At 71.0% G+C, this 18,580-nt stretch carries 19 protein-coding genes; 9 read left to right on the plus strand and 10 right to left on the minus strand.

The genetic code is table 11. From position 1 onward, the window contains the following. The first annotated feature begins 936 nt into the window (after positions 1-936). The 3 genes from MTO99_RS11585 (at position 937) to MTO99_RS11595 (ending at position 3,254) form a co-directional block, all read left to right on the plus strand. Complete coding sequence (locus MTO99_RS11585; protein WP_243553760.1) at positions 937-1,293, plus strand: hypothetical protein; 357 nt, start codon at positions 937-939, stop codon at positions 1,291-1,293. Positions 1,294-1,401: 108 nt separating this feature from the next. Then, the gene (locus MTO99_RS11590; RefSeq protein ID WP_494337198.1) at positions 1,402-2,301 is read left to right on the plus strand and encodes a ScbA/BarX family gamma-butyrolactone biosynthesis protein; all 900 of its coding nucleotides are present in this window, start codon (positions 1,402-1,404) and stop codon (positions 2,299-2,301) included. 14 nt (positions 2,302-2,315) lie between these two features. Continuing rightward, a complete protein-coding gene (locus MTO99_RS11595) occupies positions 2,316-3,254 on the plus strand; it encodes an NAD-dependent epimerase/dehydratase family protein (protein ID WP_243553762.1) in 939 nt (312 codons plus the stop codon). Positions 3,255-3,350: 96 nt separating this feature from the next. On the opposite strand, the gene MTO99_RS11600 is transcribed toward MTO99_RS11595, so the two are convergent. Both MTO99_RS11600 and MTO99_RS11605 read right to left on the minus strand, forming a co-directional pair. Continuing rightward, on the minus strand, positions 3,351-4,595 hold the full coding sequence (locus MTO99_RS11600; protein WP_243553763.1) for an acetyl-CoA C-acetyltransferase: 1,245 nt from the start codon (positions 4,593-4,595) through the stop codon (positions 3,351-3,353). A 15-nt stretch (positions 4,596-4,610) separates the two neighbouring features. Beyond that, positions 4,611-5,855: an acyl-CoA dehydrogenase family protein gene (locus tag MTO99_RS11605; protein WP_243553764.1), complete on the minus strand. Its 1,245-nt coding sequence runs from the start codon at positions 5,853-5,855 to the stop codon at positions 4,611-4,613. An 89-nt stretch (positions 5,856-5,944) separates the two neighbouring features. Between MTO99_RS11605 and MTO99_RS11610 the strand changes: the two genes are divergently transcribed. From MTO99_RS11610 to MTO99_RS11630, 5 genes are all read left to right on the plus strand, one after another. Further along, positions 5,945-6,652 carry a QsdR family transcriptional regulator gene (locus MTO99_RS11610; RefSeq protein ID WP_168209185.1) on the plus strand — a complete coding sequence of 236 codons (708 nt, stop codon included), beginning with the start codon at positions 5,945-5,947 and terminating at the stop codon, positions 6,650-6,652. Between the two features lie 36 nt (positions 6,653-6,688). Continuing rightward, positions 6,689-7,102: an acyl-CoA thioesterase gene (locus tag MTO99_RS11615; RefSeq protein ID WP_149161001.1), complete on the plus strand. Its 414-nt coding sequence runs from the start codon at positions 6,689-6,691 to the stop codon at positions 7,100-7,102. 312 nt (positions 7,103-7,414) lie between these two features. Next, positions 7,415-8,539 carry a phosphotransferase family protein gene (locus MTO99_RS11620; RefSeq protein ID WP_243553765.1) on the plus strand — a complete coding sequence of 375 codons (1,125 nt, stop codon included), beginning with the start codon at positions 7,415-7,417 and terminating at the stop codon, positions 8,537-8,539. After that, positions 8,539-9,804 (plus strand): acyl-CoA dehydrogenase family protein, encoded by a 1,266-nt coding sequence (locus tag MTO99_RS11625; RefSeq protein WP_243553766.1) that lies wholly within the window; start codon positions 8,539-8,541, stop codon positions 9,802-9,804. The genes MTO99_RS11620 and MTO99_RS11625 overlap by 1 nt, the downstream gene beginning before the upstream one ends. A gap of 52 nt (positions 9,805-9,856) precedes the next feature. Next, on the plus strand, positions 9,857-11,452 hold the full coding sequence (locus MTO99_RS11630; RefSeq protein ID WP_243553767.1) for a long-chain-fatty-acid--CoA ligase: 1,596 nt from the start codon (positions 9,857-9,859) through the stop codon (positions 11,450-11,452). A 55-nt stretch (positions 11,453-11,507) separates the two neighbouring features. Here MTO99_RS11630 and MTO99_RS11635 read toward each other — a convergent pair whose 3' ends face one another. After that, positions 11,508-12,452 (minus strand): hypothetical protein, encoded by a 945-nt coding sequence (locus MTO99_RS11635; protein ID WP_243553768.1) that lies wholly within the window; start codon positions 12,450-12,452, stop codon positions 11,508-11,510. A 70-nt stretch (positions 12,453-12,522) separates the two neighbouring features. Continuing rightward, entirely contained in the window at positions 12,523-12,789 is a 267-nt protein-coding gene (locus MTO99_RS11640; protein ID WP_290428385.1) for a winged helix-turn-helix transcriptional regulator, read from the minus strand. Positions 12,790-12,791: 2 nt separating this feature from the next. Between MTO99_RS11640 and MTO99_RS11645 the strand changes: the two genes are divergently transcribed. Next, a complete protein-coding gene (locus MTO99_RS11645; protein WP_243553769.1) occupies positions 12,792-12,986 on the plus strand; it encodes a Rossmann-fold NAD(P)-binding domain-containing protein in 195 nt (64 codons plus the stop codon). 88 nt (positions 12,987-13,074) lie between these two features. Here MTO99_RS11645 and MTO99_RS11650 read toward each other — a convergent pair whose 3' ends face one another. From MTO99_RS11650 to MTO99_RS11675, 6 genes are all read right to left on the minus strand, one after another. Further along, positions 13,075-14,370 carry an ABC transporter substrate-binding protein gene (locus tag MTO99_RS11650; RefSeq protein WP_243553771.1) on the minus strand — a complete coding sequence of 432 codons (1,296 nt, stop codon included), beginning with the start codon at positions 14,368-14,370 and terminating at the stop codon, positions 13,075-13,077. A gap of 2 nt (positions 14,371-14,372) precedes the next feature. After that, positions 14,373-15,710, minus strand: coding sequence for an ABC transporter permease subunit (locus tag MTO99_RS11655; protein ID WP_243553773.1), 1,338 nt, complete (start codon positions 15,708-15,710; stop codon positions 14,373-14,375). Beyond that, on the minus strand, positions 15,707-16,585 hold the full coding sequence (locus tag MTO99_RS11660) for a branched-chain amino acid ABC transporter permease (RefSeq protein WP_149160993.1): 879 nt from the start codon (positions 16,583-16,585) through the stop codon (positions 15,707-15,709). Before MTO99_RS11660 ends, MTO99_RS11655 begins: the two co-directional genes overlap by 4 nt. Continuing rightward, positions 16,586-17,302 carry an ABC transporter ATP-binding protein gene (locus MTO99_RS11665; protein ID WP_243553774.1) on the minus strand — a complete coding sequence of 239 codons (717 nt, stop codon included), beginning with the start codon at positions 17,300-17,302 and terminating at the stop codon, positions 16,586-16,588. Then, complete coding sequence (locus tag MTO99_RS11670; RefSeq protein ID WP_243553776.1) at positions 17,299-18,063, minus strand: ABC transporter ATP-binding protein; 765 nt, start codon at positions 18,061-18,063, stop codon at positions 17,299-17,301. Before MTO99_RS11670 ends, MTO99_RS11665 begins: the two co-directional genes overlap by 4 nt. 151 nt (positions 18,064-18,214) lie before the next feature. Beyond that, positions 18,215-18,559 carry a cupin domain-containing protein gene (locus MTO99_RS11675; protein ID WP_243553777.1) on the minus strand — a complete coding sequence of 115 codons (345 nt, stop codon included), beginning with the start codon at positions 18,557-18,559 and terminating at the stop codon, positions 18,215-18,217. Positions 18,560-18,580 lie beyond the last annotated feature (21 nt).

The raw sequence follows: 18,580 nt of genomic DNA on the forward strand, positions 1-18,580 counted from the left end.
GAAGCCACCCCTTCGACAAAGATCGGGCGGGAGGACAGCACTACGACCCGCGAGTAGAACACATCGGAAGTAGAAGCGCTCAAGTCTCTCCTCCATCAATACGGTCGCCGGTCGTGGGAAGCGCCGAAGTTCCTAGAGACCCCCGGAGCCACACGGGCCGCCACCACACTAACCAACCATTTGACCGGTTTGCTATCGGGCGGAAGTGAACAGGCCGGTGTGTCTTAAGGCGTAGAAGAATCCCTGGCGAGCAGAGCGCCGCGGGGAGCGAGCTGTGGCTAGATCGGGCGAGCGCACCACGGCCCGACAATCCCAGAGACTGCCGAACCGTGGTGCTCGTCACCGCGCGGAAGGCTCAGATGCAGAGACTCGAAGCGCTGCTGAAGGTGCCTGGAGTCTGTGCTCGGTACTGCACTGAGGTCTGCCCAGAATTCGACGAGAAAAACCCTGGTGTGGTCTTGAACGGGCCGACCCAATCCCCGGTCAGAGGCGAAAAATACTGGTGAGTGTCGATCGCGGTGCCACCGCTGGTCCAGCCGAACGAAACCGTCTGCATCCCTACCGCGGAAGCACCTCCCGGGCATGCGCGCTGCCCGCTGAAACCATCAGTCGCCCCAGCCGGAAGGCTCACGGCTACTGACAGCAAGATCGCGCCGGCAGCTCCGATCGCACCCATTAATCGTCGTCTCACTTCGTCTCTCCTTTGCGGATTGTGGATCGTGTGATCGCACGTACGCCTATCACGAAGCCGACCGTGAATGGAACACTGCCACCGTGCTCTCCATCCGAAGAAACCTGACCCTCGCATCCCTCTCAATCGTTGTGATCATCTGCGCCGCCGGGTGTGCGGCAGCTGGGGCATCACCGTCGATTCCTCCGTCAGAACCTGAAACACTGCCCAGCCCGGGGAGTAGGGCCGAAGCTCTGATCAGCTGCATGTCGCAGCTCGGATATGAGGGGACCATCGCCGACGACGGCACATTGTCATTCCCTCCTGTACCGTCGGCGCAGAAGGAGAGCTTCGACAGCGCCCTTGCCTCGTGCGGCGACGACAACCCGTACGTGCCGCTGAACGAATCTCAAATCCGGGAGATGTATCAGCTCGAACTCGCTAACAAGGCGTGTATCGAAGAGCTCGGCTACACCGTCGGGGACGCCCCGTCTGAGCAGAACTACATCGACACCTATGACACGGCGAAGTGGTGGTTCGCGATCGCCTCAGTTCAGGGAACCTCTGGGAGCCAGATCGAGGAGATCGTTCAGGCGTGCCCGCCGCCGACCTATTTCAATTAGCGGGTCAAGCCAGGGCAGCTGTCGTGGCAAACCTGTCAAAAACAAACCGGTCATCACGCATGCTAATCTCCTCGTGAAGTTGGGGGTCGTCGCGCCGAACGGAGAACCATGTCGGATTCCCGCCCACTGTCCTTTGATCGTCCCGTGCACAGATCGCTCGTGCATCGCCGTTCGACGCACGAAGTCCTCCCAACAGACTTCGTCGATCTCGGCGCAGATACGTTCGAGATCGCGATTCAGTGGCCGCGTCGGCACCCGCTCTGGAAAACCAACCCGCTGCGATCGAGCTTGATCGCTGAGACAATCAGGCAATCGACGATCCTTACGTGCCATCTGGGGTACTCTGTCTCGCCACAAACCCGATTCCTGATGACCGGCCTCGGGTTCGATCTCGCGGGGGAACCATTGCGAGCACTTCCGGGTGAGGCGATCGAGATACGCGCTCACGCCAGTGGAAGCAGAGTTCGCCGTAGCGCTCGCGGGCTTCGAAGCGTTCGGATCGGCTTCTCGTTCAGCCAGAATGGCGCGCCCATCGCGTCAGGACATGGAGACGCGATGCTGGTCGATGACTCGACATACTTGCGTCTGCGAGGCAGCCATGCGGGCGCGCACCCACCGGCAAGGATTCGCCAGAGCGTCATTTCGCCTGCGGATGTCGGTGTCGACGCCTCAGAGGACATCCTGCTGGAAGGTGATCGCCATGGATGGGTTGTGGCTGTCGATGGCAGCCATTCGACCTACTTCGATCACCCACTCGATCACGTACCCGGCGTAGCGCTTGTCGAGGCCTGCCGACAGCTTGCTTGTGTCGAGACCGGTGATCCCACGCTCGACCTCCGAACATTCGAGGCGGAGTTCGTGCGCACCGTTGAATTCAGTTCGCCCGCGCGCGCCTCGATCCAGCGGAGCGGCGATGGCGCTTGCTTCGTTATTACACAGGACGATGCCATAGCGGTTGACGCTTCGGCGGTCGTTGCATCTGCCGTGGCAACGACATCAGTTTCCTAAGGGATCGATCGCTCGTGTCGTCAAGATTGACACCGCTGGCCGGACTTTCGGTAGTCGGAGCATCAGGGTTCATTGGATCCGCAGTTGCTCGAGCGGCACACAAGCGAGCGCACTGGGCGGTACGTGAAATCGCGAGATCGGCATCGCCGGCTGCCTTTGACGTACGCGATGCCGACGCTGTGTATGCCGCACTATCGGGCACGGCAGTAGTCGTCCATGCCGCTTCGTACATCGGCAACGATCCGGATCTCTGCTATGAGATCAACGTGCGAGGGACGGAGAATATCGCCAAGGCGTTCCTAGGATCGAACGGTGAACGGCTCATGTACGTCAGTACTGCAGCCGTGTACGGCCGCGGCCCATTTCACATGGCGTCCGAACGCGCGACGTCCGTTCGACCGAGTTCGGCATTGAGCAAGAGTCGGGCGAGGGCCGAACAAATAGTGCTCGACGCTGGTGGCGTCGTCGTCCGACCCCACCTGGTGCTCGGCGTCGGAGACAAGTGGGTGGGGCCCGGCGTGATTCGGTACGCGCGGACACTCGGTGGATTCCCACGTTCGTCGGGAGACGCGCGTCATTCAGTGGTCGAGGTCTCGCATCTCGGCAACGCCATCGTCGATCTCTTGGAAGCCCCCGATGCGGTGAATTGTTCCGTCAACGTGGCGCAAACGACCCTCTCGTTGACCGAGTTGGTAACCCTCTTCGCGGGCGTCATCGACTCGGTCCCGGCGCATGCAATCGGATCAACGGCGCCGACAAGTGCCCAAAAGGATGCGCGCCTCGCTCACGCCGCATCATTGCTCGAAGTGGAGCACACGTTCTCCACGGCGCGTATTCAGGCGCTCGTGGATAGTCCCAGCCTGTCTGCCCCGTTTCGGTTGAGCCGCCCGGAAAGACAGTGGTACCGCGAGCATGACCTCGAACACTCCACGGTCGGGCCGGTGGTGGTGTAGAGGCGGCGTCATCCCATTGGGACGAACCGTCGATCACCACGCGAAGCGTTGCTGATGCCCGGTGCGAGCGAGGCATCCATCTGTGTAGAGCGCAGATCAGACCCGCTCGACCACCATCGCCATGCCCTGGCCGCCGCCGACGCACATGGTCTCGAGTCCGTAGCGGCCGCCGGTGGCGGCGAGGCCGTTCAGCAGCGTCGAGGTGATGCGCGCGCCGGTCATGCCGAACGGATGCCCCACCGCGATCGCCCCGCCGTGCACGTTCAGCCGTTCGGGGTCGATGCCGAGCTCGCGTGCCGACGGAATCACCTGCGCCGCGAACGCCTCGTTGAGCTCGACCAGGTCGATGTCGTCGATCGACAGACCGGCGCGGGCGAGCGCCTGCCGCGAGGCATCCACCGGGCCGAGGCCCATGATCTCGGGCGAGAGCGCCGAGACGCCCGTCGAGACGATGCGCGCGAGCGGCTGCAGGCCGAGCTCGTCGACGATGCGCTCGGACACCACGACCACGGCCGCCGCGCCGTCGTTGAGCGGGCAGCAGTTGCCCGCGGTCACGGTTCCGTCGGCGCGGAACACCGGGTCGAGCCCGGCGAGCGCCTCGACCGTGACCCCGGCGCGGGGGCCGTCGTCGGCGTCGACGATCCGCCCGTCGGGCAGTGTGACGGGCGTGATCTCGCGCGCCCAGAACCCGGAGGCGATCGCGCGCTCGGCGCGCTGCTGGCTGCGTGCGGCGAACTCGTCCTGCTCGGCGCGGGTCACGCCCATCAGCTCGGCGACGTTCTCGGCGGTCTGGCCCATCGCGATGTACGGGTCGGGCAGCGCGCCGTCGTCGCGCGGGTCGTGCCACGGGCGAAGCGGCACGGCAGGATCGGATGCCTCGCCGCCGGCCCGTGCATCCGTGCGCGCCCACGACTCCGCGAACCGCGGGTTGCGCACATCGACACCGGGCGTGACATCCGCCGCGCCGCGGTCGTAGTGCGTGACCGACTCGACCCCGGCCGAGACGAACACGTCGCCCTCGCCGGCCTTGATCGCGTGGAACGCCATGCGCGTGGTCTGCAGGCTCGACGAGCAGTACCGGTTCACGGTCGTGCCGGGCACGCCGTCGAGCCCGAGCAGCACGGCCACGATGCGCGCGAGGTTGTTGCCCTGCTCGCCCGCGGGCTGACCGCAGCCCATGAGCAGGTCCTCGACGCGGGCGGGGTCGAGCCCCGGCACCGCGGCGAGCGCGGCGGCGACCATCTGCGCGGCGAGGTCGTCGGGTCGCAGATCGACGAGCGACCCTTTGCGGGCGCGCCCGATCGGCGAACGGGCGGTGGCGACGATGAAGGCTTCGGTCATGCGTGTCATCCCCGATCAGTGGAACGCCGCGATGCCGGTGATGGCCCGGCCGACGATGAGGGTGTTCATGTCGTAGGTGCCCTCGAACGTGTACACCGCTTCGGCGTCGGCGAAGAAGCGGGCGACGCCGTGGTCGAGCTGGATCCCGTTGCCGCCGACGAGCTCGCGGCAGCGGGCGACGACCTCGCGCATCTTCTTCGTGACGTACGCCTTCGCCATGGCCGAGTGGTGGTCCTTCTGCTCGTCCTCGTCGAGCATCTCGCTGACGCGCACGCACATCGCGATCGACGCGGTGATGTCGCCGATCGACTCGGCGAGCTTCTGCTGCACGAGCTGGAACGATGCGATCGGCTTGCCGAACTGCACGCGCTCCTTCGCGTAGGCGAGCGCCGCCTCGTAGGCGCCGACGGCGACGCCGACGGCCTGCCACGCGACGCCCTCGCGGGTGAGGCGCAGCACGACCGCGAGGTCGCGGAATCCGTTGATCGCCTGGAGCCGGTCGGACTCGGGCACGATCACGCCGTCGAGCACGATGTCGGCGTTCTGCACGCCGCGCAGCGACTGCTTGCGCTCGATCTTCGTGGCGGTGAAGCCGGCTGCGGGCTGGCGCACGAGGAATCCCTTGACCTGGTCGTCGGCGGTGTCGCGCGCCCAGATCACGACGACGTCGGCGAACGTCGCGTTGCCGATCCAGCGCTTGGCGCCGTTCAGCACCCACTCGTCGCTGCCGTCGGCGGCGGTATGCCGGGTGGCGGTCGTCTCGAGGCCGCGCGCGGTGTCGGAGCCGTGCCCGGGCTCGGTGAGCCCGAAGGCGCCGATCAGCTCGCCGCGGGCCATCGGCTCCAGCCACTCGGCTTTCTGCTCGGGCGAGCCGCCGACGGCGATGGAGTTCATCGCGAGCCCCGAGTGCACGCCGACGAACGTCGCGCACGACGGGTCGATGCGCGAGATCTCGAGCGCGACCCAGCCGCGGTAGACCGCGCTGTTCGCGAAGTGGCGCACCTCGGGCAGGGCCGAGCCGAACATGCCGAGCTCGGCGAAGCCGGGGATGAGGTGCCGCGGGCTCTCGGCGCGCTCCCACAGGTCGTCGGCGTGCGGACGCACCTCGCGCTCGAGGAACGCGCGGATGTCGGCGATCGACGCCTGCTCGGCGGGCGTCAGCTTCTGCTGGAAGCGGTAGAAGTCGGCGTCGAGCAGGGCGGCCGGCTCGCCGACGGCCTCGTCGGGGCCGTCGAGGGGGGTGGTGATGGTGAGGGTCATGGGGTCTCCGATCGTCGGTGATCACAGGCAGTATGCAACATTTTCTAGAATGTTGCATCATTCGGATGCCACGGGGGTACGATTCCCGCATGCCCTCCACGTCCTCCACCGCGACGGTCGAGCCCGGCGCATCCGGTGCATCCGGCGCATCCGGAGCATCCGCGACGCCCTCCCGCCCGCCGATCGCGACCGTCGGCCTCGAGTCCGCGCCCTCGTGGCTGAGCGAGCGACTCGAGACGCACGCCGACGCGCGCCGGGCGTTCGACGAGGCCCGCGAGACCTTCATCGCGGGCCGCCGCATCGACATGGGCGCGCTCGCGACCTCGCTCGGCGTCGATCGCACGTCGCTGTTCCGCTGGGTGGGCAACCGCGACGCACTGCTCAGCGAGGTGCTGTGGTCGCTGGCCATGCCGACCCTCGCGCAGGCCGAGGAGGCCGGTGACGAGGCCGGACTCGCGGGCGCCGAGCGGGTCGCCGCGATCCTCACCCACTTCGTCGCCGACCTGAACCGGGCCGACTACTTCCGCCAGTTCCTGCGGCGCGAGCCTGCGCGGGCGCTGCGGCTGCTCACCACGAAGGAGAGCGAGATCCAGCGCCGCTACCTCGCGACCGCCGAGTGGCTCGTGCGGCGCGACCTCGGCGAGACGCCGCTCGGCGGCGCGATCGACCCGGCGTCGCTCGCGTACCTGCTCGTGCGGGTGTCGGAGTCGTTCACCTACGCCGACCTCATCACCGGCGACCAGCCCAGCGCCGAGCGCGCACGGGTCGCGTTCCGCGTGCTGCTGCGGGCCGACTGAACCCCTGCCCCGATCCCGACCCGAACGGATGCCCCGATGACGCGCTGGCCCGACCGCCACCCCTTCCCGACCCGCTGGAACGACAACGACCAGTACGGGCACGTCAACAACGTGGTCTACTACGCCGCGATGGACACGGCCGTGAACGCGTGGATGATCCGCCACGGCGGGCTCGACCCGCACGGTGACGGGCCGATCGCGGTCGTGAAGGCGTCGTCGTGCGAGTACCACGCGTCGGCCTCGTACCCAGAAGAGCTCGAGGTCGGCATCGGCGTGGGCCGGCTCGGGCGCACCAGCGTCACCTGGTCGCTCGGGATCCTCCGGCCGGGTTCGGATGCCCCGATCGCCGAGGGCTCGTTCGTGCACGTGTTCGTCGGGGCCGACGACCGGCGGCCGGTGGACATCCCGGCAGGCGTGCGCGCCGCGATCGAGGCGCGGCTCGGCGCCTGAGCCGCGTGCCGACCGTGCCGACCGGTGCCGACCGGTGCCGACCGGTGCCGACCGGGTGCGCGGCGTAGGAGATTCGCAGCGACACGCCGATCGCCCGCCGGCATCCTCGGCGAGTCGCCGGGAATCTCCTACGCCGCGCACGCGGTCAGGCCGGCACAGTCGGTTTCCGGCGGTCGCGGTACATACCGACCGCGCGGTATGCTGTCGAGGTGCGGCGGACGCCGGGCTCCGATCGGATGCCTCGCGCCGACGCCGGCACCACCTGATGACGAACGGCGCGCAGCGCCGCGAGACGACGAGAGGCGGTCGAGGATGACCGACGTCCCTGGCCTGGACACCGCGGGGCTGACCCGCTGGATCGCGGCGGAGCATCCCGAGCTCGTGGCGGGCGACGACCCCGCCGCTCCGCTCACCGCGACCCTCATCGCCGGCGGGCGCAGCAACCTCACCTACCGCGTCGACGGCGCCGCGCGGCCGCTCGTGCTGCGCCGTCCGCCGCTCGGGCACGTGCTCTCGAGCGCGCACGACATGTTCCGCGAGCACCGGGTGATCGACGCGCTCCGGGGCTCGGCGGTGCCGGTACCCGACGCGATCGACGTCGTCGACGACACCGCCGAGGCGCGCGTGACCGGCACGCCGTTCTTCCTGATGGAGCGCGTCGAGGGTGTCGTGCTGAACGACCGCCGGCACAACGCCGGCCGGCCGCCCGCCGCGCTGCACCGACTCGGCCTCGAACTCGCCGAGGTGCTCGCCGAGCTGCACTCGGTCGATCCCGACCGGGTCGGCCTCGACGGGTTCGGCCGCGGCGACGGCTACCTCGACCGGCAGCTCGCGACCTGGCGGCGCCAGTACGACGCCAGCCGGTCGCGCGAGCTGCCCGCGCTCGACGAACTGCAGCACCGGCTCGGCGAGCGCCGCCCCGAGGCATCCGTCTCGACCCTGGTGCACGGCGACTACCGCCTCGACAACGCGATCGTCGCCGGGCCGGTCGAGGCGCCGCGGATCGCGGCGATCCTCGACTGGGAGATGGCGACGATCGGCGACCCGCTCGTCGACCTCGGCATGCTCGGCCTCTACTGGACCATCGCCGATCTGCCGGGCGGCTCCGGCATCGCGCCGAGCTCGGTCGACCCGGCGGCCGGCTACCCGTCGTTCGACGAGCTCGTCGACGCGTACGCGGCCCGGCTCGGCCGACGCGCACCCGACCTGGCGTGGTACCGGGCGTTCGCGGCGTACAAGCTCGCGGTGATCCTCGAGGGCATCCACTTCCGGTTCCAGGCCGGCGGCACCGTCGGCGACGGCTTCGACCGCATCGGCGAGCTGGTCGAACCGCTCGCACGCGAGGGGCTGGCGTGGGCGACGAGGCGCGCAGCCACCGCGCCGGCAGCAGCCGCAACCCCGGCAGCCGCCGCGGCCTCGGCCGGAGGCATCCGCTGATGGATTTCGCACTCGACTCCCGCACCGCCGCCCTGCGCGACGAGGTGCGCGCCTTCGTGCGCGACGAGGCGATCCCCGCCGAGGCGGTGCTCGACGCCCAGCTCGCCGCGACGCCCGCCGAGTGGCGCTTCCGCCCGATCGTCGACGACCTGCGCGCCGCCGCCCGCGACCGCGGGCTCTGGAATCTGTTCCTGCCCGGCGAGCGCGGCGCGGGCCTCACGAACCTGCAGTACGCGCCCCTCGCCGAAGAGACCGGCTGGAGCCCGCGCCTCGCGCCGGTCGCGTTCAACTGCGCCGCCCCCGACACCGGCAACATGGAGCTGCTCGCCGAGTTCGGCACGCCCGCGCAGCAGGCCGAGTGGCTCGACCCGCTGCTCGACGCGCGCATCCGCTCGGCGTTCTGCATGACCGAGCCCGAGGTCGCCTCATCGGATGCCACGAACATCGCGACCCGCATCCGCCGCGACGGCGACCACTACGTGGTCACCGGTCGCAAGTGGTGGTCGACGGGTGCGATGAACCCGGATGCGCGGTTGCTCATCGTGATGGGCAAGACCGATCCGGATGCTCCGCGCCACCGCCGGCAGTCGATGATCCTGGTGCCGCGGGACGCTCCCGGGGTGCGGGTCGTGCGGCCGCTCACCGTGTTCGGCTACGACGACCGCGACCACGGCGGACATGCCGAGATCGTGTTCGACGAGGTGCGCGTGCCCGCCGCGAACCTGTTGGGCGGCGAGGGCGAGGGGTTCGCGATCGCGCAAGCGCGGCTCGGGCCGGGGCGCATCCACCACTGCATGCGCGCGATCGGCATGGCCGAGCGGGCGCTCGCGCTCGTCGGCGACCGGGCGCGCGAGCGCGTGGCGTTCGGGGTGCCGCTGGCCGAGCAGGGCGTCGTGCGCGAGTGGGTCGCCGAGGCGCGCGTCGAGATCGAGGCGCTGCGACTGCTCGTGCTGAAGACCGCATGGCTCATGGACACCGTCGGCAACCGGCGGGCGATGACCGAGATCCAGGCGATCAAGATCGCCGTGCCCCGTGCGGTGCAGCGCATCGTCGACCGGGCCATCCAGGTGTTCGGCGCGGCTGGGCTGAGCGCCGACCAGCCGCTGGCCGAGCTCTACGCCGGCGCGCGTGCGCTGCGCCTGGCCGACGGACCCGACGAGGTGCACCTCGCCTCGCTCGGTCGGGCCGAACTGCGGGCCGAACTGCGGCATGCCGACCCCCGGCGTGCCGACCCCCGGCATGCCGACCACGCCGCGGGCGAGTGACCCCGGCCCGAGGCATCCGACCACCACCCAACCCCAACGGAAGGAACCTGCAATGACGCACTCCCCCGACCCCGCCGTCGACGGCGCCGGCTTCGGCACCCTCTCGGTCGCGAGCATCCTCGCCGAGACCGCGGCGCGGCACCCCGACCGGCCCGCCCTGCACTTCATGGGCGCGACCACCACGTACGGCGATCTGTGGCAGCAGACCCGCGCCTACGCGGGCGCCCTCGCGGCCCGCGGCATCGGCCGCGGCGACCGGGTCGCGATCATCGTGCCGAACGTGCCCGACTTCGCGCGCGTCTACTACGCGGTGCTGTCGCTCGGCGCGGTCGTCGTGCCCGTGCACCTGCTGTTCAAGGCCGAGGAGATCGAGTACGTGCTGCGCGACTCGGGCGCCGACCTCGTCGTGGTCGCCGCACCCCTGCTCGGCGAGGCCGTGCCCGCCGCGACCGCCGCGGGCGTGCCGCTCGTGACCGTGCTGCTGCCCGCACCGGGCACCGTCGCGGGGGTGCCGCCGCTGCCGCGGCTCGAGGACGAGGCATCCGCGGCGACGCCCATCGAGCGTCACGTCGCGGTGCAACCGACCGATGCCGCGACAATCCTCTACACGAGCGGTACCACCGGGTTCCCGAAGGGCGCCGTCGGATCGCACCTCGCGGTCGTCGAGCAGGTGCACTGCTCGCTCATCGACTCGTTCGACATCAGGGCCGACGACGTCGTGTTCGGCGGGCTGCCGCTGTTCCACGCGTTCGGGCAGACCGCGGTGCTGAACATCGCGTTCCGGGTCGGCGCGTCGATCATCCTGCTGCCGAAGTTCGACCCCGACCAGGCCGTCGAGCTGCTCGTCGCGCACCGCGCGACGGTGTTCACGGCGGTGCCGACGATGTTCGTCGGGCTGATCGAGGCGGCCGGCCGCACCGAGGCGCGCCCGCCGCTGCGGTTCGCCGTGTCGGGCGGAGCGGCGCTGCCGGTCGCGGTGCTCGAGGCGTTCCGCGAGGCGTTCGCCGCCGACGTGCACGAGGGCTACGGCCTCACCGAGACCGCGCCGATCGTGTCGTCGAACATCCTCGGCGAGCCGATCCGCCCGGGCACCGTCGGCCGCCCGCTCTGGGGCGTCGACGTCGCGGTCGCCGACCCCGAGGTCGAGGGCCGCATCGAGCTGCTCGCCGAGCCCGGCGCGCTCGGCGAGATCGTCGTGCGCGGGCACAACCTCATGAAGGGATACCTGGGCCGGCCCGACGCGACCGACGAGGTGATGGTCGACGGGTGGTTCCGCACCGGCGACCTCGGCACCGTCGCCGACCGGGTCGTCACGATCGTCGACCGCAAGAAGGACATGATCGTGCGCAACGGCTACAACGTGTACCCGTCGGAGGTCGAGGCGGTGCTCGCACGCCACCCCCACGTCGCGCTGTCGGCCGTGTTCGGCGTCGACGACCACGTGCACGGCCAGGAGGTGCACGCCGCCGTCATCGCGCACGACGGGCACGAGCTCGACGCCGACGAGGTCGTCGCGTTCGTGAAGGAGCGCCTCGCCGCCTACAAGTACCCGCGCGTCGTGCACGTCGTCGACGAACTGCCGATCGGCGCGAGCGGCAAGGTGCTGAAGCGCTCGCTGGTGGAGCAGTTCGCCGGCGTCGCGAGCTGAGGCGGGGCCGGGCCGGGCTGCCCCGGTCGGCCCCCGCGTCCGCCGGGCACGGTGTTCAGCGCGTCACGTCACCGCGATGCCGCGATGACGGCGGCCATCGCTTCGGCAGCCAGTCGCTCGTGCGTTCCACCACGATGTACGCGCCCGGCACGCTGTCGGGCTGCGTGTCGTCGGCGTCGTTGCCGCCGGCATGCAGCACCGCCAGCGCGATGGCGCGCGCGCGACGCAGCAGCTCACGGTCGCCGCGAACGGCGAACACCTGCTCGAGCTCGGCGAACAGGCGCTGCCGCTCGTGCTCGACCTCGACGAGCACCTCGGCCCGCACGGTCTCGAGCGCGGCGTCGATGCGGGCCGTGGATTCGGGATCGCGGATCCGGCCGAACCAGAAGACGATGACGGCGAGCACGAGGCCGATCGCCCCGACGGCCAACCAGGTCCGCGTCGACGGGTCTACGCCCGACGCGAGGATCCACAGCAGCGCGAACCCGCCGAGCAGCACGCAGACGACGCCCGACTGGAAGAAGGTGGGCCGTGCGACGGGCCGTCCGAGCGTGAGCATCGACGCGGCCAGCATCACCGTGCCGACGATCGCGGTGAGGAGTGCCCCGGTTCGGGGATCGGGTTCGAGCGCGTGCCCGCGATAGCCGATCCCGAGCAGCACGAGCGGCGCCACCATGCCGAGCACGCACACGAGCACCAGGACGGTGACCAGCCCGCCGCGGGGACTGCGGATGCCGTACCGAGCACGCAGCAGCGCTCCGACCCGTCGGTGCGCGCGATCCGAGACGGCGCGCGACTCGCGCCACACGCGGGCCGACTCGTCGCGGAGGCCGAGTTCGACGAACAGCGCGGACTCGATCTCGGCGCCGCTCAGCGGCCGCGACCCGCCGCCGTTGCTGCGCCGCCAGAACCACGGTGCCGTGACTCGCTCTGCGAGCGCGTGTGCTTCGGCCGCCCGGTCGGCTGGTCGACCGGGATCTGCGGGCGCAGCATCCGTCATCGTCGGTGCTCACCCTCCCTGCCGTGGACCGACACGGCCCGGCCATCCTACGGGCGTCCGTGGGTGCGGCTCAGTCCGAGCGTCGTCGTGCTGCAATCTCAGCTCGGTGTTCCACGACCCAGTCGGCGAGGGCGGACAGCGGCACGAGCAGACTCTCGCCGAGCGGGGTGAGGCGGTATTCGACGCTGAGAGGGGTGGTCGGGAACACCTCCCGGTGCACCAGCCCATCGGCCTCCAGACCGCGCAAGGTTCTCGTCAGCATCCGTTGGCTGATGCTCTCGATGCCGCGGTGTGACCGACTCGACACCTCATCCGATCTCCCGTCCTGCCCGCCCACGGGTGGTCGTCGTCAGCGGCGGCACCGACGGCATGGGGCGTGCCCTCGCCCTCGCTCGGCTGGAGCGCGGCGACACCGTCGTCGCCCTGGGCAGCAACCCGACGAAGGGTCGGCAGCTCCTCGCGGCCGCTGACGACGCCGAGCGCCTCGCGGGGATCACCGGGTCTCTCCTCGCGACCATCCGTGGGCGGTCGTGACGGCGATCGATCGTGCAGCTGCGAGCGGACGCCGCACGGGCCGGCCCTCTCGTGGAGGGCCGGCCCGTTCCGGGTGCGCCGTGAGGGTTCAGTCGCCCGTCGGCACTCCGGCGTTCTCGACCGGCACGTCCTCGGGCTCGACCGCCTCGACGGTGTCGCCGTCGAGCACGTACGTCGCGCCGACGAAGTCCTGCACGCCCTGGTCGACGGTCGTGATGCCGACGCCGAGGTAGGCGGCGTGGCTGTCGGCCGAGAACGCGAGCGGCACGATGCCGTTGCCGACCAGGTCGCCCGACGTGATGGCGTCGACGATGCCCTGCCGGGTGGGGTGCTCGCCGGCGCGCGCGAGCGCCTCGGCGAACAGGTAGCCGACGCTCATGCCGTAGACGGTGTTGCCGGTGAACGGCGCGCCGTCGTTGTACTCGTCGTTGATCTGCTGGAACAGCGCGACCCACTCGCCCGAGGGGCTGAACGGCAGGTAGTTCGACGACGTGAAGCCCTGGAGCAGCTTCGGGCCGAGGTCTTCGCCGAGGTAGCCGACGAGCGTCGGGTAGTCGCCGCCCGACGACGACGAGTACCACTGCGGGAACCAGCCGAGCTTCGCGGCGGTGCCCACGGCGAGCGCGGTGAACCCGTTGATGGTCGCGAGCAGGTTGATCTCGCAGCCGGCGGCCTGCATGGCGCCGATCTGCGCGGTCACGTCCTGGTTCGACACCGAGTACCGCTCGATGTGCGCGAGCCCGCCCTCGCCGAGGACGAGTTCGGCGCCTTCGATGAACTCGTCGCCGAAGTCGTCGTCCTGGCCGAGCAGGCACACGGTCGCATCGGGCGCCTGGTCTTCGGCGTACTGCGCGAGCGCGGCCCCCTCGACGACGTAGTCGGCGTTGAATCCGAAGGTCCACGGGTAGGTCTCGGGCTGGTTCCAGCTCGTCGAACCGGATGCCACGAACAGGTCGGGCACCTCGTTCTGGTTGAGGAAGTCGAGCACGGCGGTGTGCGTGGGCGTGCCGAGGCCGTTCAGGATGGCGAACACCTCGTCCTCCTGCACGAGTTCGCGCACAACGGTCTGCGTGGTCGCCGGGTTGTAGCCGTCGTCCTTCACGAGGTACTCGATGGTGCGGCCGTTGATGCCGCCCTGGTCGTTGACGTAGTCGAAGTACGCCTTCGTGGCGGCCGAGATCGACGAGTACCCGGCGGCGGCCGGGCCCGTGAGCGGCGTGTGCGTGCCGATCGTCACGGTGTCGTCGGTGATGCCGGGTGCGGCCGCGGCTTCGCCGCCGCCCGAGACGGCGGCGGGCGAGCTGCAGGCGGCGAGGGCGGCGACGAGCGCGGCCGACGTGGTGAGCGCCGCGAGGGTGCGGCGGCGGGGTGTGCTGTGGAACATGATCACCTCTCTGATTCGGTTGGGACTGACTGCGGGTGCGGTGGGGCGGGCACGGGAGCGAGCGGGGCGGATGCCACGGGCGAGACGGATGCCTCGGGCGAGACGGATGCGACGGGCTGCGGTGCTCCGCCGGTCGAGGAGCGCCCGAGCGCAGCGAGGACGCGTCTCGAGAACCCGCGCGCCGGGGTCGACACGCGCGCGACCGCCCCCGCGAGTCCGCCGGGCCAGGCGGCCATGACGACGATGAGCAGCGCGCCGAACACGAGCACGGGCAGGTTGCCGCTGAGCCGCTGTTCGAGGTCGCTCGGCAGCGCCAGCGCGGCGGTCAACGTGCCGATGACCCACGGCAGCAGCACGACGACGACCGCGCCGGCGAGTGCGCCGCCGAGGCTGCCGAGCCCGCCGACGACGACCGCGACGACGAGCAGCAGCGAGTAGGCGAGCGTGTAGGCGCCGGGGCTCACCGACTGCGCGATGAAGCACAGCAGCGCGCCGCCGGCGCCGGCGGCGACCGCGCTGACCGCGAACGCCTGCACCTTGACCCGCCGGGTCGGCACGCCGGCGAGGCGCGCCGCGGTCTCGTCGCCGTGCACGGCCCGCATGCGCAGCCCGAGCCGGCCGCGCCGCAGCGCCGCGAGCCAGGTCACGACGACCGCGGTGACGAGGATCGCGACCCACGCCTGCCACTGCTCGACGACGATGACGAGCTTCAGGAACTCGGGCACCCCCGAGTACGCGATCTGCACGCCCTGGTCGCCGCGGAACACGCTCGGGAACACCGCGGTCACCGCCGGCAACGCGATGACCACCGCGAGCGTGACGCCCGCGAGGTACGGCCCGCGCAGCCGCGCCCCGGCGAGCCCGAGCAGCAGCCCCAGCGCGCCGGACGCGGCGATCGCGCCGGCCATGCCGATGAGGAACCGCGGCACCCCGTCGACGCCCGCCTCGGTCACGGCGTTCGCGGCGAGCGCGTACCCGTAGCCGCCCGCCGCCATGAGCGCGGCATGCCCGAGCGAGAGCTGGCCGCTGAGGCCGATGAGCAGCGTGAGGCCGCCGGTCGCGCAGAACGTCGCCGCGACGAGCGCGAGCTGGTAGTTGCGGTACGGGTCGAGCAGGAACGTTCCGCCGATCGCGAGCGCGGTCACCAGCAGGGCGGTCGCGAGGAGGCGGCCGGTCGAGGCGCGGCGCGCGACGGCCGGTCGCGCGGCAGCGGCGCGAGCGGATGCGGGGTGCACCGCCGCTGGGAGCGGCTGGTTCGCGGATGCCTCGGGCACGGACACCTCCTCGGGCACGGACGCCTCCTCGGGCACGGACGTCTCGCTCACGGATGTCTCGCTCACGCCGCCCTCGCCTCCCGCATCGCGAAGATGCCTCCGGGTCGCACGAGCAGCACCGCGACGAGCAGCACGAGCACCGCGATGGGCGCGACGGTCGAGCCGAGGTATCCGGTGACGAGGCTCATCAGCACGCCGACGACGAGCCCGCCGACGAGCGCGCCGACGGGCGAGTCGAGCCCGCCGACCACCGCGACGGTGAACGCGTAGACGAACAGCAGGTCGGTCGAGTGCGGCGTGAGCCCGAGCTCGGTGGGCACGAGCAGCAGGGCGGCGAGCGCGGCGACCGCCGATGCGAGCATCCACCCGGTGGTGAGCATGCGCGGCACGCGCACGCCGAGCAGGCGCGACACCTCGGGCGCGAACGCCGAGGCGCGCAACTGCAGGCCGAGCGTGGTTCGGGTGAACAGCAGCCCGAGTCCGCCCATCACGACGATCGCGACGACGAGCACGAACACGTCGTACGGCGAGAGCACCGGGACCCCGCCGATCACGATCGGCGACTGGTCGAACGGCGCCCGCATCGGCAGGTGCTGCTGCCCGAACAGGATGCCGAGCAGCGACTGCAGCACCATGACGAGCCCGATCGCGATGATGACCCCGGCCAGCGGCGACCGGGCGGGGGCGAAGCGCATGACTCCGCGTTCGACGCCGACGCCGACGAGCGCGCCGGCGATGAGCGCCGAGGCGAGCCCGATCCAGTACGACCCGGTGAGTCCGGTAACGGCGAACGCGACGTAGGCGGCGACCACGGCCATCGCGCCCTGCGCGAAGTTCACGATGCGCGCGGCGCGCCAGATGATGACGAGCGAGAGCGCGAACAGCGCGAAGATCGCGCCGCGCGCGAGCCCGGTGGCGAGGAGGAAGAGCAGGCGGTCCATTCAGAATCCCAGGTAGGCGTGGCGGAGGGCGGGGTCGGCGGCGAGGTCGGCCGCTGGCGCGTCGGCGACGATCTCGCCGAGGCCGAGCACGATGCCGCGGTCGGCGATCGACAGCGCACTGGTGACGTTCTGCTCGGCGAGCAGCACGGTGAGTCCGGTGCGGTCGGCGGCGTCGCGCAGCACGCCCATGAGCTGGGCGACGACGAGCGGCGCGAGGCCGAGCGAGGGTTCGTCGAGCAGCAGCACGCGCGGGTTCGCGACGAGCGCGCGGGCGAGGGCGAGCATCTGGCGTTCGCCGCCCGAGAGCTGGTGCCCGAGGCTGCGCCGGCGCCGGGCGAGCGGCTCGAACAGCTCGTACATCGCGGCGACGGCGCGGTCGCGTTCGGCGCCGCGGTACCGCCAGAGCGCGCCGAGCCGCAGGTTCTCGTCGACGGTGAGCTCGGCGACGACGCTGCGCCCTTCGGGCACCTGCGCGAGCCCTGAGCGGGTGCGGTCTTCGACGGCGACGCCCGCGAGGTCGCGGCCGTCGAAGCGGATGCCTCCGGCCCGCGTCGGCAGCAACCCGGCGACGGCCCGCATGAGCGTGGTCTTGCCGGCGCCGTTGGCTCCGAGCAGGGCGACGACGGCCCCCTCTGGGATGGAGAGCGAGAGCCGGTCGAGCACGGGCACGCCGACGTAGCCGACGGTGACGGCGTCGAGTTCGAGGATGGCGTTCACGATGCCGCCGTGACGCCGAGGTAGGCGGCTTCGACCGCGGGGTCGGTCTGCACGTCGGCGGGCGCGCCGCGCGCGATGACCCGGCCGAAGTCGAGGACGACGACCCGGTCGGCCAGCCCCATGACGAAGTCGACGCGGTGCTCGACCAGCAGCACGGAGCATCCGTCTGCCGCGACCTTGCGCACCACCGCGGCGAGCGCGTCGATGTCGTCGGAGCCGAGTCCGCCCGCGGGCTCGTCGAGCAGCAGCAGCGACGGGCGGGCGGCGAGCGCCCGGGCGAGCGCGACCCGTTTGCGCACCGGGTAGGGCAGTTCGTCGACGCGGCGGGCGGCCTCGGCCGTCAGGTCGAGGTCGTCGAGCACCTGCGCGACCCGATCGGATGCCTCGCCGGCGCGTGTGCCGCCTGCCCGGGGTGCGCGCGAGAGCGGGACGAGCAGGTGCTCGGCGACCGTCATGCCGTCGAAGAGGCCGAGACCCTGCAGCGTGCGCGCCACGCCCGCCGCGGTGAGACCGACCGAGGTGCGCGGAGCGGGTCGGCCGTCGAGGCGGATCGCGCCCGCCCGGCGCCGCACGAGGCCGCAGATCGCGTTGAAGACCGTGGTCTTGCCGGCGCCGTTCGGGCCGATGAGGGCGACGGTCTCGCCGTGGCCGACGTCGAACGTCACGTCGTCGAGGGCGACGAGCCCGCCGAACGCGACGGTGAGCCCGTCGACCGCGAGGCGCGGGTCGGCGCTGGATGGAGTGGGGGTTCGGTCAGGCATCGGCACCTCTTCGTGTCGGAGTGATGCTCACTGTACCCGAGAAACCGACTAGACGGTATGTCAATGTTGCGCGCGTATCCGTTGGTCGAGGAGCGCGCGACGAAGGAGCACGCGTCTCGAGACCTCGTGACGTGCGCTGGGTCGCGCTGCGCTACTCCGCGGCGGGCTGCTTCACGACGGTGAGCAGCACCGCCGAGTCCTCGAGCGCGTCGAGGCTGTGTCGGCGCGGCGGGATGGCGACGTGGTCGCCGACGGCGCCCTCCCAGGAGTCCTCGCCGGCGACCAGGCGCACGCGCCCGACGAGCACCTGCAGCGTCGCCTCGCCGGGGCTCTCGTGCTCGGCGAGCTGCCGGCCGCCCTGCAGTGCGATGACGGTCTCGCGCAGGGCGTGCACGTGATCGCCCTGGATGGTGCGGGCGGCACGCCCGCTGGACGCGGCTCGGGCGGTCGTGAGCAGTTCCTCGACCAGCTCGACCAGGCTCTCGTCGTGCGCCACGCTGCCACCCTCCGTCGTCGA

Origin of the sequence: Agromyces larvae (assembly GCF_022811705.1) — a bacterium.
In the GTDB taxonomy this organism is placed as follows: domain Bacteria; phylum Actinomycetota; class Actinomycetes; order Actinomycetales; family Microbacteriaceae; genus Agromyces; species Agromyces larvae.

Bases quoted from the DNA above. Each gene is read 5' to 3' on its own strand.
- MTO99_RS11585 (WP_243553760.1), top strand. From the start codon at position 937: ATGTCGCAGCTCGGATATGAGGGGACCATCGCCGACGACGGCACATTG.
- MTO99_RS11590 (WP_494337198.1), top strand. From the start codon at position 1,402: ATGTCGGATTCCCGCCCACTGTCCTTTGATCGTCCCGTGCACAGATCG.
- MTO99_RS11600 (WP_243553763.1), bottom strand. From the start codon at position 4,595: ATGACCGAAGCCTTCATCGTCGCCACCGCCCGTTCGCCGATCGGGCGC.
- MTO99_RS11605 (WP_243553764.1), bottom strand. From the start codon at position 5,855: ATGACCCTCACCATCACCACCCCCCTCGACGGCCCCGACGAGGCCGTC.
- MTO99_RS11610 (WP_168209185.1), top strand. From the start codon at position 5,945: ATGCCCTCCACGTCCTCCACCGCGACGGTCGAGCCCGGCGCATCCGGT.
- MTO99_RS11615 (WP_149161001.1), top strand. From the start codon at position 6,689: ATGACGCGCTGGCCCGACCGCCACCCCTTCCCGACCCGCTGGAACGAC.
- MTO99_RS11620 (WP_243553765.1), top strand. From the start codon at position 7,415: ATGACCGACGTCCCTGGCCTGGACACCGCGGGGCTGACCCGCTGGATC.
- MTO99_RS11625 (WP_243553766.1), top strand. From the start codon at position 8,539: ATGGATTTCGCACTCGACTCCCGCACCGCCGCCCTGCGCGACGAGGTG.
- MTO99_RS11630 (WP_243553767.1), top strand. From the start codon at position 9,857: ATGACGCACTCCCCCGACCCCGCCGTCGACGGCGCCGGCTTCGGCACC.
- MTO99_RS11635 (WP_243553768.1), bottom strand. From the start codon at position 12,452: ATGACGGATGCTGCGCCCGCAGATCCCGGTCGACCAGCCGACCGGGCG.
- MTO99_RS11650 (WP_243553771.1), bottom strand. From the start codon at position 14,370: ATGTTCCACAGCACACCCCGCCGCCGCACCCTCGCGGCGCTCACCACG.
- MTO99_RS11660 (WP_149160993.1), bottom strand. From the start codon at position 16,585: ATGGACCGCCTGCTCTTCCTCCTCGCCACCGGGCTCGCGCGCGGCGCG.
- MTO99_RS11670 (WP_243553776.1), bottom strand. From the start codon at position 18,063: ATGCCTGACCGAACCCCCACTCCATCCAGCGCCGACCCGCGCCTCGCG.